The following is a 16774-nucleotide window of genomic DNA, read 5'->3' on the forward strand; positions in this document are numbered from 1 at the left end:
CCCCATCCCCAACAGGAGCAAGCCGCCATGGCATTCAATAAAATCGCCCGTAAAGACAGCGACTTCTATGTAATCTGTACCCTCCCCGATTTCTGCTGGGCGCCCCCTCCCGCTCCTCCTGTCACACCGCCCATCCCCTTCCCGCTCTTCGCCGACCTGGGCAATGCCAAAACCGTCGCCAAAGACGTCCGCCTCAACCGCAAGCCCGCCTTCGTCTTCAAGGCCAGTAAAACCAACCGCACTACCGGTGACGAACCCGCCCTTCCGGGCCGCAAGGGTGTGCTTTCCCGTACCGCCACCAAACCCGCCTGGCCGATGATGCACTCCTCTTCGGTTAAAATCCGCAAGCGCCACATCATTCGCGCCGGCGATATGTTCCACATGAACAACAAATTCAAAAAGAAACTGCCGCCCAAACCCTGTATTTCCTGTAAAGCCGCCGCAGGTGCCGGCCGCCCGGTCAATCCGATACACGGGCTGAAGTTTTTAGAGGATGAAACCGACTTTGCTTTTGAAGGCATCCTGCCGCTGGTCTGGAGCCGCAGCTATTATTCCGACCAAGACGGTACCGGCTGGCTCGGCGAGGGCTGGAGCGTGCCGGGCTGCCAACGCATCATCCGCGATACGGCGGGATTGGCCTATATCGACGATCAGGGCCGTCTGTTCCCGCTGCCGGAAGTCGATGAAGACGATGAAGAACCGGTCTTGTTCGAGAGCGAACAGATCTGGTTCAGTAAAAATCCGGACGGGCATTATGTCATCGCGTCGCTGGACGGTTCGATAGCGCTGCGTTTTGCGCCTTTGGTGGTGGCGGAAGACGGTTCGGACGAAGATTCCACCCTCTTCCCGCTGGTGGCGGTGGAAGACGCCAACGGCAACCATCAGCGTTTCGTCTATCATCCGCTGACCGGTCTGCCGCAATACGTCATCGACGGCAACGGCCGGGTGTTCTCGCTGAACTTCGGCAATGTGGCGGATGAGCAGTCGCCTAAAATGCGGCTGCTGTCGGTGTCGCTGCTGGAGGGTTTGCCCGCCTTCGGCGAAGCGGTCCGGGTCGGCAGTCCGCTGGTCCGCTACGAATACAATAATAGCGGCGACTTGGTTCGCGTCATCGGCCGCGACGGCAACGTCAAACGCAGCTTCGGCTATAAAAACAATCTGATGGTGTCGCACACGGATGCGGCAGGATTGGTATCGGAATACGAATACGACCATTACACCCCGACCGGCAAGGTGTTGCGCAACTGGACTTCTTTGGGCGAGGAATGGCGTTTTACCTATCACGACGGCTATACCGAGGTAACCGACGTGTTGGGCCGTACCGAGCAATATCATTACGACTACAACAACGAGCTGACCAAACGGGTGTTTGCCGACGGCAGCGCTGTATTGATGGAACGCGACGGTTTGGGCCGTCTGCTCAGCCATACCGATGCAATGGGGCGCGTTACCCGCTATCAGTACAGCAACGAGGGGCAGGTGGAGGCCATCGTCCGCCCCGACGGCGCCATCCTGCATTTCGACTATGACGACTGCTACCGCCTGATCCGTAAAAGCGATGCGGAAGGCCGTTATGACGGCTATACCTACGACGAAGCGGGCAATCTGCTGACCCATACCGACCCGCTGAAACATACCACCCGTTTCGAATACGCCGGCAACGGTCTGTTGCTGTCGGTGACCGACCCCAACGGCAGCAGTACCGCCTATCACTATAATGAAAACCGCCAGCCCGACCTCATTACCGACTGTTCCGGTTACGAAACCAAACTGGCCTACACCCCCGAAGGGCAACTGGCGCGCATTACCGATGCGCTGGGACAGCACACCGAATACCATTACGACGCCGACCAAAACCTTACCCTCGCCCTCTATCCCGACGGCAGCAAAGAAACCTTCGGCTACGATGCCGCAGGTCGTCTGAAAACCCATACCGACGGCGAAGGCCATACCACTTCCTACGAATACGGCCAAGACGGTCTGCCGACCCAACGCACCAATGCCTTGGGACACACCTTCGGCTACCACTACGACAAAGCCCGCCGCCTGGTCGGCCTCACCAATGAAAACGGTGCGCGCTACCGTTTTGCCTACGATGTCCTCGACCGCCTGATTGCCGAAAACGGCTTCGACCATAAGCTCACCGGCTACCGCTACAACGCCGGCAACGAACTGGTCGAGCAGCGCGAATTCGGCGACGACGCCTCCCTCGCCGCCAAACTGATGGCGCAACTGGGCGGACAGCCCGTCCCCAAAAAAGACGCATCCCCGCTTTCAGACGACCTCGACAGTCAAACCCCGCTGCGGATTACCGAGTTCAAACGCGATATATTGGGACGCTTAATCCACACCCTCGCCCGCGATAACGACAAGGTTCAGGAAACCGTTTACGGCTACGACTTGGACGGCAACCTCGTCCGCGCCGCCAACCGCCACAGCATCACCTGCTTCGACTACAACGAAAACGGCCAACTCATCGCCCAACACCAATGGAAGGTGCCAAGCAAGGAAGAGAACGCCCGAAACGGCTTGCCCGAAACCGACTGGCGCGATGCGCAGTACGACATGCTGTACCTGCCCGTTACCGAAACCGTCCGCTACCACTACGACTTCAACGGCAACCGTACCGCCACCGTCCTGCCCGACGGCAGACAGATCAACTACCTGTACTACGGCAGCGGCCACCTGCACCAAATCAGCCTAGACGACGAAGTCATCACCGACATCGAGCGCGACAAACTGCACCGCGAAATCTACCGCACACAGGGTAAACTCGCCAGCCGCTACGAACTCGACCCCTTAGGTCGTCTGAAAAGGCAAATCGCCACCCTCAATGATTTGACGGAAGGCGGAAAAGGCAAAACCAAAGTAGCGGCGGGCTATGCCCAAACCGCCGTCAAACGCAGCTACGGCTACGACCGCACCGGCAACCTGACCCACAGCACCGACCAGCGGACGGGAACGACACAGTTCGAGTACGACAAACTGGGCCGGATCACCCAAGCGGGTAACGAACTGTTCGCCTTCGACCCCGCGCACAATATCCTGTCCGATAACAATAGCCCTACCGTCTCGGACAACCGCCTGAAAACCTACAACGGCACGACCTATTACTACGACGAGCTCGGCAACCTGATCCACCGCGAGCTGGCCGACGGCGAAGTACAGAACTATTTCTACGATCTGCACGACCAACTGGTTAAGGCCGAAATCTTCAAAAAAGACGGCACGAAAGAAACTTGGTCCTACACCTACGACGCCCTGGGCAGAAGGATAGGCAAAGGCCGTCTGAAAACCAGTCAGGAAGTTTCAGAAACGTCATTCCCGCATGATTTAAGCGGGAACGACCTTGAAAACCAAACCCGCTTCGTTTGGGACGGCAGCCACCTCTTGCAAGAAATCCACTCGGACGGCAGATATACCTATATCTATACCGATCAAGATTCCTACGAGCCTTTAGCCCAAGTCCGCGATTGGACAACCAAAGACGGCGAAAGCCGACAACAAACCCGCTATTTCCACTGCGACCAAATCGGCATCCCTAGGGAGATGACCGATAAAGACGGCAATTTGCTGTGGTTCGGCAATTACACCGGCTGGGGTCGTCTGAAAGAGGAAACCAAGGTAACGGATAGCGCATATCAGCCGTTCCGCCTGCAAAACCAGTACGCCGACCGTGAAACGGGGCTGCATTACAACTTCTTCAGGTATTATGAGCCGGATGCTGGGCGGTTTGTGAATCAGGACCCGATTGGGTTGATGGGTGGGGATAATCTGTATTGGTTTGCGCCAAATGTTCAAATGTGGTTAGATCCCTTGGGTTTATTAGGAATTCCACATTTTAATGGTAGACGAGGAGAGGCCCGTGCTCTATTTGATGTTGCAAGAAATGGATTCAAAAATATTCGAACACAAGTACCCATGACTGTGAATGGGCAAAATATTATTGCTGATATTGTTGCTGAACGTGGCGGAAAGACTTATGTATTTGAATCAAAATTTGGCTCAGGTAGGCTTACTAAAAATCAACGAGCATCAAACGCGTTTCCAACTGGTCGTTGTGCAAATGCAAATACATCAAGAAAAGGAGGAGGAACTATTTTAACTTCTAAAGGCAAAGTTGTTAATGTAAATGGAAGAGATATAACATTTATTTTATTGAGGTATAAAAAATGAAGAAAAAAATATTAAATAGCTTCTGCTCATATTTGGAAGCTAACCATATTTCATTTAAAAAACACGATTGTATTATTTCACTTTTTTTTAATGACATTTTTTTTGGAAAAATTAACTTCCAATTTAAAAAAGGTAAGCATGTAAAAATTGGGGCATTATGCTCATTTTCTATCGTTTCTTATATAAATGAGCAAAATATTCTAGACCAAAAATTTATAGAATTAAGTACAATTATCCCAAAATTTTATCCTGAAATAAACGATATTTTTGATGAAAATGATACACCAAGTAATTTTAAAGTACATGGTTCAGAACTTGGAAAATTTGATTCTATTTTTAAAGATTTTGGCATTATTTCTTTATATCCAGAAACATCCGAAAATGAAATAAATGAGATAATTATTGCTATATTCGATAATTATGTATTACCAATGAAAAATTATTATTTCGGAAGTAATTTAGCAATAGAGGATATTTTAAAAAATCCTTCCTCATATAAATACCCGCTATCTACAATTTTACTAATAAGTCATTTACATAACTTGGAAATTAATAATTTCTTAAACATAAAAAATCCTAAAAAATTCCCTGACTCAAAGAATATATCTAAAATTTTAGATTTATTATTCACACATAAAAAAAATATTGAGATCAGCGATGATAACAATGGTAAAAATGACCAACAAGCAGAACTAGATTGAGTTAGCAAGCCGTAGCCCGCACGTAGGGTGCGTATCCCAAGGCACGCACGCGGTTTCTTTTCCAATGATTTATTCAGGCCGTCTGAAAAAACTTTTCAGACGGCCTGAGCAACAATGTTTTTGTTCTTTAACAATTCAATTTTCCTAGGTGCCGCCCATCCCCTTCCCGCTCTTCGCCGACTTGGGCAACGCTCAAACCGTCGCCAAAGACGTCCGCCTCAACCGCAAGCCTGCCTTCGTCTTCAAGGCCAGTAAAACCAACCGCACTACCGGTGACGAACCCGCCCTTCCGGGCCGCAAGGGTGTGCTTTCCCGTACCGCCACCAAACCCGCCTGGCCGATGATGCACTCCTCTTCGGTTAAAATCCGCAAGCGCCACATCATTCGCGCCGGCGATATGTTCCACATGAACAACAAATTCAAAAAGAAACTGCCGCCCAAACCCTGTATTTCCTGTAAAGCCGCCGCAGGTGCCGGCCGCCCGGTCAATCCGATACACGGGCTGAAGTTTTTAGAGGATGAAACCGACTTTGCTTTTGAAGGCATCCTGCCGCTGGTCTGGAGCCGCAGCTATTATTCCGACCAAGACGGTACCGGCTGGCTCGGCGAGGGCTGGAGCGTGCCGGGCTGCCAACGCATCATCCGCGATACGGCGGGATTGGCCTATATCGACGATCAGGGCCGTCTGTTCCCGCTGCCGGAAGTCGATGAAGACGATGAAGAACCGGTCTTGTTCGAGAGCGAACAGATCTGGTTCAGTAAAAATCCGGACGGGCATTATGTCATCGCGTCGCTGGACGGTTCGATAGCGCTGCGTTTTGCGCCTTTGGTGGTGGCGGAAGACGGTTCGGACGAAGATTCCACCCTCTTCCCGCTGGTGGCGGTAGAAGACGCCAACGGCAACCATCAGCGTTTCGTCTATCATCCGCTGACCGGTCTGCCGCAATACGTCATCGACGGCAACGGCCGGGTGTTCTCGCTGAACTTCGGCAATGTGGCGGATGAACAGTCGCCCAAAATGCGGCTGCTGTCGGTGTCGCTGCTGGAGGGTTTGCCCGTCTTCGGCGAAACGGTCCGGGTCGGCAGCCCGCTGGTCCGCTACGAATACAACGGCAGCGGCGACCTGCTGCGCGTCATCGGCCGCGACGGCAACGTCAAACGCAGCTTCGGCTATAAAAACAACCTGATGGTGTCGCACACGGATGCGGCAGGATTGGTATCGGAATACGAATACGACCATTACACCCCGACCGGCAAGGTGTTGCGCAACTGGACCTCCTTGGGCGAAGAATGGCGCTTTACCTATCACGACGGTTATACCGAGGTAACCGACGTGTTGGGCCGTACCGAGCAATATCATTACGATTACAACAACGAGTTGACCAAACGGGTGTTTGCCGACGGCAGCGCCGTGTTGATGGAACGCGACGGTTTGGGCCGTCTGCTCAGCCACACCGATGCGATGGGGCGCGTTACCCGCTATCAGTACAGCAACGAGGGGCAGGTTGAGGCCATCGTCCGCCCCGACGGCGCCATCCTGCATTTCGACTATGACGACTGCTACCGCCTGATCCGTAAAAGCGATGCGGAAGGCCGTTATGACGGCTATACCTACGACGAAGCGGGCAACCTGCTGACCCATACCGACCCGCTGAAACATACCACCCATTTCGAATACGCCGACAACGGCCTGTTGCTGTCGGTAACCGATCCGAACGGCAGCAGCACCGCCTATCATTATAATGAAAACCGCCAGCCCGACCTCATTACCGACTGTTCCGGTTACGAAACCAAATTGGCCTACACCCCCGAAGGGCAACTGGCCCGTATTACCGACGCGCTGGGACAGCACACCGAATACCATTACGACGCCGCCCAAAACCTTACCCTCGCCCTCTATCCCGACGGCAGCAAAGAAACCTTCGGCTACGATGCCGCAGGTCGTCTGAAAACCCATACCGACGGCGAAGGCCATACCACTTCCTACGAATACGGCCAGGACGGTCTGCCGACCCGACGCACCAATGCCTTGGGCCATACCTTCGGTTACCATTACGACAAAGCCCGCCGCCTGGTCGGCCTCACCAATGAAAACGGTGCGCGCTACCGTTTTGCCTACGATGTCCTCGACCGCCTGATTGCCGAAAGCGGTTTCGACCATAAGCTGACCGGCTACCGTTACAACGCCGGCAACGAGCTGGTCGAACAGCGCGAATTCGGCGACGACGCCTCCCTCGCCGCCAAACTGATGGCGCAGCTGGGCGGACAGCCCGTCCCCAAAAAAGACGTATCCCCGCTTTCAGCCGACCCCGGCAGCCAAACCCCGCTGCGGATGACCGAGTTCAAACGCGATGTATTGGGACGCTTAATCCACACCCTTGCCCGCGAGAACGACAAGGTTCAGGAAACCGTTTACCAATACGACTTGGACGGCAACCTCGTCCGTGCCGCCAACTGCCAAAGCATCACCTGCTTCGACTACAACGAAAACGGCCGACTCATCGCCCGGCACCAATGGAAGGTGCCGTCCAAAGAAGAGAACGCCCGAAACGGTTTGCCCGAAACCGACTGGCGCGATGCGCAGTACGACATGCTGTACCTGCCCGTCACCGAAACCATCCGCTACCACTACGATTTCAACGGCAACCGTACCGCCACCGTCCTGCCCGACGGCAGACAGATCAACTACCTGTATTACGGCAGCGGACACCTGCACCAAATCAGCCTCGACGACGAAGTCATCACCGACATCGAACGCGATCAGCTGCACCGCGAAATCTACCGCACACAGGGTAAACTCGCCAGCCGTTACGAACTCGACCCATTAGGTCGTCTGAAAAAACAAATCGCCACCCTCAATGATTTGACGGAAAGCGGCAAAGGCAAAACCAAAGTAGCGGCGGGTTATGCCCAAACCGCCGTCAAACGCAGCTACGGCTACGACCGCACCGGCAACCTGACCCACAGCACCGACCAGCGGACGGGCACGACGCAGTTCGAGTACGACAAACTGGGCAGGATTACCCAAGCGGGTAACGAACTGTTCGCCTTCGACCCCGCACACAATATCCTCGACATCCCGACGGAAAAGGTCAAACCATACCCTGCCCCCTCTCCCGCGGGAGAGGGTCGGGGAGAGGGCAAAACGACCACACCGCTTTCAGCCAACTCCAATGCCATCACCGACAACCGCCTGAAAACCTACAACGGCACGACCTACTACTACGACGACCTCGGCAACCTCATCCACCGCGAACTGGCCGACGGCGAAGTGCAGAACTATTTCTACGACCTGCACGACCAACTGGTTAAGGCGGAAATCTTCAAAAAAGACGGCACGAAAGAAACTTGGTCCTACACCTACGACGCCTTGGGCAGAAGGATAGGCAAAGGCCGTCTGAAAAACGAAGAAGCTTCGGACAGCTTCGAAAAGGAAACCCGTTTCGTTTGGGACGGCAGCCATCTGTTACAGGAACACAATTCAGACGGTCTCTATACTTACATCTACACCGACCAAGACTCCTACGAACCGCTGGCACAAGTCCGCGACTGGACAACCGCAGACGGCGAAAGCCGCCAACAGACCCACTACTTCCACTGCGACCAAATCGGCATTCCGAGAGAGATGACCGATAAGGACGGCAATTTGCTGTGGTTCGGCAGATACACCGGCTGGGGTCGTCTGAAAGAGGAAACCAAGGTAACGGATAGCGCATACCAGCCCTTCCGCCTGCAAAACCAATATGCCGACCGTGAAACAGGGCTGCATTACAACTTCTTTAGGTATTATGAGCCGGATGCAGGTCGGTTTGTGAATCAGGATCCGATTGGGTTACACGGTGGGGAAAACTTTTATCAGTTCGCCTCTAGTACACAAAGTTGGTTTGATCCTACTGGTTTAACAGCAAGTATCACTTTTGTAGATCCATTGGGTCTACCAAATAGAAGGCAAGCCTTTAATTTAGCAAAAGATCTAGCTGGTATACCTCGATCTCAACAACCTGATAGACAATGGACTGTTGGTAATAATGTTACTCGGAGGGGTATGGCGAATTATGAATTCGATCCGAACCCCGGTAGACATGGCCGATATTATGAATTTACCGATGCAAGGGGACATAAAAAAGTAGTTGTAGAACATACTAATGATGGCAATAGGAGATATAAGAAAAATGATAAGGATAAGAATAGCGGTAAACCATGTAAACACTTTCATGCAGGACAAGCTAAAGATAATGCTAATCCCAGGACATATGATTTTAAGAAGGATAGATATAAAAAAATAGATAGAGAAATAAAAGAAGGAGTTCTTGATCACCATATAGACTATATATAACCTTCAAGTTAATTCATAAATGCAGTCAATAAACTTACAAAATTAATTGATATGAACGAATTAATTCAGCGACTCAGTTCAAGAAGCCTCTAAATACTGGAGATTCACAATATGGAAAAAAATAACAAAAAGTTACAAGACAAACTATCTATACTGCATGCAAAAAAAATGATGGGAAGAGTGGATGGTATCAATCTCTTAGCAATATCAAATGAAATACCTAATAATTCAGAATGGATTCTAGAAATAGAGGACAAAGACATATGTACTAAAGAGCCAAAATTTAAATTCCCATATAAAATAAGCAAAGAGGATTTAGCTAAAAATCTAAATTTTATTTCTTCCCCTAAAAAAGAATTCTTAATAATTTTTTATGATTACATTCCTATATACATACATTTTCAAATTATAAATCTAGCTAAATTCTTAAGAACTTATTCATTAGAGCAAAAATCTTTAGATATGACTTTATTCTGTTTAAATGAACAAGAGGTAATTGATATCCACACCGAAGAAAATGACATTGAAGTTAGATTATTTAAAATACAAATTGCTGAAACCTAAAGCATAAAAGCAAGCCGTAGCCCGCATGAAACCTCCAATCCCGACGTAGGGTGCGTGCGGTACGCACGCACACGGGTTCTGCTTTTCAGACGACCCCATCCCCAACAGGAGTAAGCCGCCATGGCATTCAATAAAATCGCCCGTAAAGACAGCGACTTCTATGTAATCTGTACCCTCCCCGATTTCTGCTGGGCGCCCCCTCCCGCTCCTCCTGTTACACCGCCCATCCCCTTCCCGCTCTTCGCCGACTTGGGCAACGCCAAAACCGTTGCCAAAGACGTCCGCCTCAACCGCAAGCCCGCCTTCGTCTTTAAGGCCAGTAAAACCAACCGCACTACCGGCGACGAACCCGCCCTTCCGGGCCGCAAGGGGGTGTTGTCGCGCACCGCCACCAAACCCGCCTGGCCGATGATGCACTCCTCTTCGGTTAAAATCCGCAAGCGCCACATCATTCGCGCCGGCGATATGTTCCACATGAACAACAAGTTCAAAAAAAAACTGCCGCCCAAACCCTGTATTTCCTGCAAAGCCGCCGCCGCTGCCGGCCGTCCGGTCAATCCGATACACGGGCTGAAGTTTTTGGAGGGTGAAACCGACTTTGCTTTTGAAGGCATCCTGCCGCTGGTCTGGAACCGCAGCTATTATTCCGACCAAGACGGTACCGGCTGGCTCGGCGAGGGCTGGAGCATGCCGGGCTGCCAACGCATCATCCGCGATGCGGCGGGATTGGCCTATATCGACGATCAGGGCCGTCTGTTCCCGCTGCCGGAAGTCGATGAAGACGATGAAGAGCCGGTATTGTTCGAGAGCGAACAGATTTGGTTCAGCAAAAATCCGGACGGGCATTATGTCATTGCTTCGCTGGACGGTTCGATAGCGCTGCGTTTTGCGCCTTTGGTGGTGGCGGAAGACGGTTCGGACGAAGATTCCACCCTCTTCCCGCTGGTGGCGGTGGAAGACGCCAACGGCAACCATCAGCGTTTCGTCTATCATCCGCTGACCGGTCTGCCGCAATACGTCATCGACGGCAACGGCCGGGTGTTCTCGCTGAACTTCGGCAATGTGGCGGATGAGCAGTCGCCTAAAATGCGGCTGCTGTCGGTGTCGCTGCTGGAGGGTTTGCCCGCCTTCGGCGAAGCGGTCCGGGTCGGCAGTCCGCTGGTCCGCTACGAATACAATAATAGCGGCGACTTGGTTCGCGTCATCGGCCGCGACGGCAACGTCAAACGCAGCTTCGGCTATAAAAACAATCTGATGGTGTCGCACACGGATGCGGCAGGATTGGTATCGGAATACGAATACGACCATTACACCCCGACCGGCAAGGTGTTGCGCAACTGGACTTCTTTGGGCGAGGAATGGCGTTTTACCTATCACGACGGCTATACCGAGGTAACCGACGTGTTGGGCCGTACCGAGCAATATCATTACGACTACAACAACGAGCTGACCAAACGGGTGTTTGCCGACGGCAGCGCTGTATTGATGGAACGCGACGGTTTGGGCCGTCTGCTCAGCCATACCGATGCAATGGGGCGCGTTACCCGCTATCAGTACAGCAACGAGGGGCAGGTGGAGGCCATCGTCCGCCCCGACGGCGCCATCCTGCATTTCGACTATGACGACTGCTACCGCCTGATCCGTAAAAGCGATGCGGAAGGCCGTTATGACGGCTATACCTACGACGAAGCGGGCAATCTGCTGACCCATACCGACCCGCTGAAACATACCACCCGTTTCGAATACGCCGGCAACGGTCTGTTGCTGTCGGTGACCGACCCCAACGGCAGCAGTACCGCCTATCACTATAATGAAAACCGCCAGCCCGACCTCATTACCGACTGTTCCGGTTACGAAACCAAACTGGCCTACACCCCCGAAGGGCAACTGGCGCGCATTACCGATGCGCTGGGACAGCACACCGAATACCATTACGACGCCGACCAAAACCTTACCCTCGCCCTCTATCCCGACGGCAGCAAAGAAACCTTCGGCTACGATGCCGCAGGTCGTCTGAAAACCCATACCGACGGCGAAGGCCATACCACTTCCTACGAATACGGCCAAGACGGTCTGCCGACCCGGCGCACCAATGCGCTGGGACACACCTTCGGCTACCATTACGACAAAGCCCGCCGCTTAGTCGGTCTGACCAATGAAAACGGTGCGCGCTACCGTTTTGCCTACGACGTCCTCGACCGCCTGATTACCGAAAGCGGCTTCGACCATAAACTGACCGGCTACCGCTACAACGCCGGCAACGAGCTGGTCGAGCAGCGCGAATTCGGCGACGACGCCTCCCTCGCCGCCAAACTGATGGCGCAGCTGGGCGGACAGCCCGTCCCCAAAAAAGACGCCGCCCCGCTTTCAGACGACCTCGACAACCAAACCCCGCTGCGGATTACCGAGTTCAAACGCGATGTATTGGGACGCTTAATCCACACCCTTGCCCGCGAGAACGACAAGGTTCAGGAAACCGCTTACCAATACGACTTGGACGGCAACCTCGTCCGCGCCGCCAACTGCCACAGCATCACCTGTTTCGACTACAACGGAAACGGCCAACTCATCGCCCAGCACCAATGGAAGGTGCCGACTAAGGAAGAGAACGCCCGAAACGGCCTGCCCCAAACCGACTGGCGCGATGCTCAGTACGACATGCTGTACCTGCCCGTTACCGAAACCGTCCGCTACCACTACGATTTCAACGGTAACCGCACCGCCACCGTCCTGCCCGACGGCAGACAGATCAACTACCTGTACTACGGCAGCGGCCACCTGCACCAAATCAGCCTCGACGACGAAGTCATCACCGACATCGAACGCGATCAGCTGCACCGCGAAATCTACCGCACACAGGGTAAACTCGCCAGCCGTTACGAACTCGACCCCTTAGGTCGTCTGAAACGGCAAATCGCCACCCTCAACGACCTGGCGGAAGGCGGCAAAGGCAAAACCAAAGTAGCGGCGGGTTTTAGCCAAACCGCCGTCAAACGCAGCTACGGCTATGACCGTACCGGCAACCTGACCCACAGCACCGACCAGCGGACGGGCACGACCCAATTCGAGTACGACAGACTGGGCAGGATTACCCAAGCGGGTAACGAACTGTTCGCCTTCGACCCCGCACACAATATCCTCGACATCCCGACGGAAAAGGTCAAACCATACCCTGCCCCCTCTCCCGCGGGAGAGGGTCGGGGAGAGGGCAAAACGACCACACCGCTTTCAGCCAACTCCAATGCCATCACCGACAACCGCCTGAAAACCTACAACGGCACGACCTACTACTACGACGACCTCGGCAACCTCATCCACCGCGAACTGGCCGACGGCGAAGTGCAGAACTATTTCTACGACCTGCACGACCAACTGGTTAAGGCGGAAATCTTCAAAAAAGACGGCACGAAAGAAACTTGGTACTACACCTACGACGCCCTGGGCAGAAGGATAGGCAAAGGTCGTCTGAAAGACAGTCAGGAAGTTTCAGACGACCTCAGCAACCAAACCCGCTTCGTTTGGGACGGCAGTCATTTACTGCAGGAAATCCACCCGGACGGCAGATATACCTATATCTATACCGATCAAGATTCCTACGAGCCGCTGGCACAAGTCCGCGATTGGGTAACCGAAGACGGCGAAAACTGCCAACAAATCCGCTACTTCCACTGCGACCAAATCGGCATCCCGCGTGAGATGACCGATAAAGACGGCAACCTCTTATGGTTCGGCAACTACACCGGCTGGGGTCGTCTGAAAGAGGAAACCAAGGTAACGGATAGCGCATACCAGCCCTTCCGCCTGCAAAACCAGTATGCCGACCGTGAAACGGGGCTGCATTACAACTTCTTCAGGTATTATGAGCCTGATGCGGGTAGGTTTGTGAATCAGGATCCGATTGGGTTGTGGGGTGGGGAGAATTTGTATACTTTTTCTCCTAATACACAATCTTGGGTGGATTTTTTAGGTCTTCGCGGTGTTTATTTTTTTACAGACATGACTCAATCATATATTGGTAAAGGTCCTTTATCACGAATGAGACGATCAATTAGGTATAGAACTGGGCCTAAACAATCGAATCCAATGTCTAAACCTACTGCTTGTGTCCATGTTAAATTAAAAAGCGATAAAATGGCACTTATGGTAGAAGCCAGATTAATGGCGATCCATAATGCAAAATTGAATCCATCATTTATGAACAAAATACTCTCAAATGGTGTAAAACTATATGCTGATAAAAATACTACTGCTAGAGAAAGAAATATAGCCGATCGTTACGCAAAAGTAATTAATCAACGAATGGAAAATGTTAAATCAGGAAAATGCAAATCTGCTTGTTAACTTTTAAATAGAAGGTGTAAATATCTATTAACCGTTCATGTATTAATCGAGGTATATTATGAAAACCACGTGTGGATATAACAAACATATTAACTTAGTAGAAGTTCTACCTAATTATTTGAACGCTGGAATTAAGCAGGCAAAATTATATAAATGCGGGCTTCGAATCATGGGGAAACTTAGTGCATTATTTTTAGATTCTGATAAAATTGTAAATCCTGTAGATCTTGATTTTTCAGATTTAAAAAAATATCCTGAACTACCATACATTGCTATAGAAAATGATTTTGAAATTAAAAATATTTACAATCTTGAGACATTATACTCACTAGAGCAACTTGAAACCTTATTGCTACAAAAAGCCTTCGACATTGATATATCCCTTATTAAAAATTTAAAGGATATCAGATTCGATTACTCAAGAAAAATTAAGAATGTAGGCAAATCTCACAAACTGGAAAGATTACATATCTGGTCTTACAAAGGTAAAGATCTAAGTGAATTTCATGAACTTACAAACTTAAAAGATCTTCTGTTAGTACGACCAAGTATCAAGTCATTAGACGGAATTGAAAATATGACCAATCTAGAAAAAATCGAAATATGCTATGCAAGAAACCTAGAAAATATTTCTGCCCTTGAATTACTCCGTAGTAAACATGAAATTAAATATATCACTTTACCTAATAAATTTCGAACTTAAATAAATTATCTTGTTAAGCCGTAGGTAGGGTCAATATCCAACGAAACATCAAGGTCGTCTGAAAATTTTCAGACGACCTTTCCTGTTCTGACCTGCTTCGACTACAACGGAAACGGCCAACTCATCGCCCAGCACCAATGGAAGGTGCCGAGCAAAGAAGAGAACGCCCGAAACGGTTTGCCCGACACCGACTGGCGCGATGCGCAGTACGATATGCTGTACCTGCCCGTTACCGAAACCGTCCGCTACCACTACGACTTCAACGGCAACCGTACTGCCACCGTCCTGCCCGACGGCAGACAGATCAACTACCTGTATTACGGCAGCGGTCACCTGCACCAAATCAGCCTCGACGACGAAGTCATCACCGACATCGAACGCGATCAGCTGCACCGCGAAATCTACCGCACACAGGGTAAACTCGCCAGCCGTTACGAACTCGATCCTTTAGGTCGTCTGAAAAGGCAAATCGCCACCCTCAACGACCTGACAGAGGGCGGCAAAGGCAAAACCAAAGTAGCGGAGGGTTTGAGCCAAACCGCCGTCAAACGCAGCTACGGCTACGACCGCACCGACAACCTGACCCACAGTACCGACCAACGGACGGGCACGACGCAGTTCGAGTACGACAAACTGGGCAGGATTACCCAAGCCGGCAACGAACGGTTCGCCTTCGACCCCGCGCACAATATCCTCGACATCCCGACGGAAAAGGTCAAACCATACCCTGCCCCCTCTCCCGTGGGAGAGGGTCGGGGAGAGGGCAAAACGACCGCACCGCTTTCAGACGACCGTTCCGCCATCACCGACAACCGCCTGAAAACCTACAACGGCACGACCTATTACTACGACGACCTCGGTAACCTCATCCACCGCGAAGTATCCGACGGCGAAGTGCAGAACTATTTCTACGACCTGCACGACCAACTGGTTAAAGCCGAAATCTTCAAAAAAGACGGTACGAAAGAAACTTGGTCCTACACCTACGACGCCTTGGGCAGAAGGATAGGAAAAGGCCGTCTGAAAAACGAAGAAGTTTCAGAAACGTCATTCCCGCATGATTTAAGCGGGAACGACCTCGAAAACCAAACCCGCTTCGTTTGGGACGGCAGCCATTTGCTGCAAGAAATCCACCCGGACGGCAGGTATACCTATATCTATACCGACCCGGATTCCTACGAACCGCTGGCGCAAGTCCGCGATTGGACAACCGAAGACGACGAAAACCGCCAACAAACCCGCTACTTCCACTGCGACCAAATCGGCATCCCGCGTGAAATGACCGATAAAGACGGCAACCTCTTATGGTTCGGCAACTACACCGGCTGGGGTCGTCTGAAAGAAGAAACCAGAGTAACAGATACTGCATACCAACCCTTCCGCCTGCAAAACCAGTACGCCGACCGTGAGACGGGGCTGCACTACAACTTCTTCAGGTATTACGAACCTGATGCGGGTCGGTTTGTGAATCAGGATCCGATTGGGTTATATGGTGGAGATAACTTTTATCAGTTTGCACCAAATATTCAATTATGGTTGGACGTATTAGGTCTGTGCAGATATGGTCGTCGAAGAAAAGATGGTAAATGTCCTAAAAAACGTGGTCCCAAAAGAAAAGGTGGAGCGCATAATAAGACTATTAGCGCTCTAGCTAAAGAAGTTGAACGCTGTGGTGGTAAAGTTGTTGCAGGAGGCAGAAAAGGAAAACCAGAAAGAGTTATCGATACTCCAGGAGGGCATAAGGAATCCCGTAGACCAGATATTACATGGATTGATAGCTCTGGAATTACTCATCATGGTAATGTTGGAAAAGGTCATAAGAGACCAATTCTGAGAGAAAGGGAGGCTATTGAAGATTTAGAAAAAGCCTTAGCGGGACAGCCTGATACACATGAAAAAGTTACCTTCTGGTCTTATACCAATAGTAAATGTCAACCTAAGCTTTGTGATTAA

Annotated in this window: 7 protein-coding genes; all 7 read left to right on the forward strand. The window is 51.3% G+C overall.

All coding sequences use genetic code 11. From position 1 onward, the window contains the following. Positions 1-27 precede the first annotated feature (27 nt). The 7 genes from ACMYUL_RS00125 (at position 28) to ACMYUL_RS00155 (ending at position 16774) form a co-directional block, all read left to right on the forward strand. Entirely contained in the window at positions 28-4176 is a 4149-nt protein-coding gene (locus ACMYUL_RS00125; RefSeq protein WP_415771436.1) for a PAAR-like domain-containing protein, read from the forward strand. Further along, complete coding sequence (locus tag ACMYUL_RS00130) at positions 4173-4877, forward strand: hypothetical protein (RefSeq protein ID WP_049224943.1); 705 nt, start codon at positions 4173-4175, stop codon at positions 4875-4877. Before ACMYUL_RS00125 ends, ACMYUL_RS00130 begins: the two co-directional genes overlap by 4 nt. A 148-nt stretch (positions 4878-5025) precedes the next feature. Further along, positions 5026-9213: a DUF6531 domain-containing protein gene (locus ACMYUL_RS00135; RefSeq protein ID WP_415771438.1), complete on the forward strand. Its 4188-nt coding sequence runs from the start codon at positions 5026-5028 to the stop codon at positions 9211-9213. A gap of 111 nt (positions 9214-9324) precedes the next feature. Next, positions 9325-9777, forward strand: a complete 453-nt coding sequence (locus tag ACMYUL_RS00140) for a hypothetical protein (protein ID WP_415771440.1) — start codon at positions 9325-9327, stop codon at positions 9775-9777. Positions 9778-9897: 120 nt separating this feature from the next. After that, the gene (locus ACMYUL_RS00145) at positions 9898-14118 is read left to right on the forward strand and encodes a PAAR-like domain-containing protein (RefSeq protein WP_415771442.1); all 4221 of its coding nucleotides are present in this window, start codon (positions 9898-9900) and stop codon (positions 14116-14118) included. Between the two features lie 58 nt (positions 14119-14176). After that, positions 14177-14821 carry a hypothetical protein gene (locus ACMYUL_RS00150; protein WP_278601177.1) on the forward strand — a complete coding sequence of 215 codons (645 nt, stop codon included), beginning with the start codon at positions 14177-14179 and terminating at the stop codon, positions 14819-14821. Positions 14822-14965: 144 nt separating this feature from the next. Beyond that, on the forward strand, positions 14966-16774 hold the full coding sequence (locus ACMYUL_RS00155) for an RHS repeat-associated core domain-containing protein (RefSeq protein WP_415771445.1): 1809 nt from the start codon (positions 14966-14968) through the stop codon (positions 16772-16774).

The sequence above is a fragment of the Neisseria sp. CP9 genome, from assembly GCF_047758525.1.
Classification (GTDB): Bacteria; Pseudomonadota; Gammaproteobacteria; order Burkholderiales; family Neisseriaceae; genus Neisseria.

Bases quoted from the DNA above. Each gene is read 5' to 3' on its own strand.
- ACMYUL_RS00125 (WP_415771436.1), top strand. From the start codon at position 28: ATGGCATTCAATAAAATCGCCCGTAAAGACAGCGACTTCTATGTAATC.
- ACMYUL_RS00130 (WP_049224943.1), top strand. From the start codon at position 4,173: ATGAAGAAAAAAATATTAAATAGCTTCTGCTCATATTTGGAAGCTAAC.
- ACMYUL_RS00145 (WP_415771442.1), top strand. From the start codon at position 9,898: ATGGCATTCAATAAAATCGCCCGTAAAGACAGCGACTTCTATGTAATC.
- ACMYUL_RS00150 (WP_278601177.1), top strand. From the start codon at position 14,177: ATGAAAACCACGTGTGGATATAACAAACATATTAACTTAGTAGAAGTT.
- ACMYUL_RS00140 (WP_415771440.1), top strand. From the start codon at position 9,325: ATGGAAAAAAATAACAAAAAGTTACAAGACAAACTATCTATACTGCAT.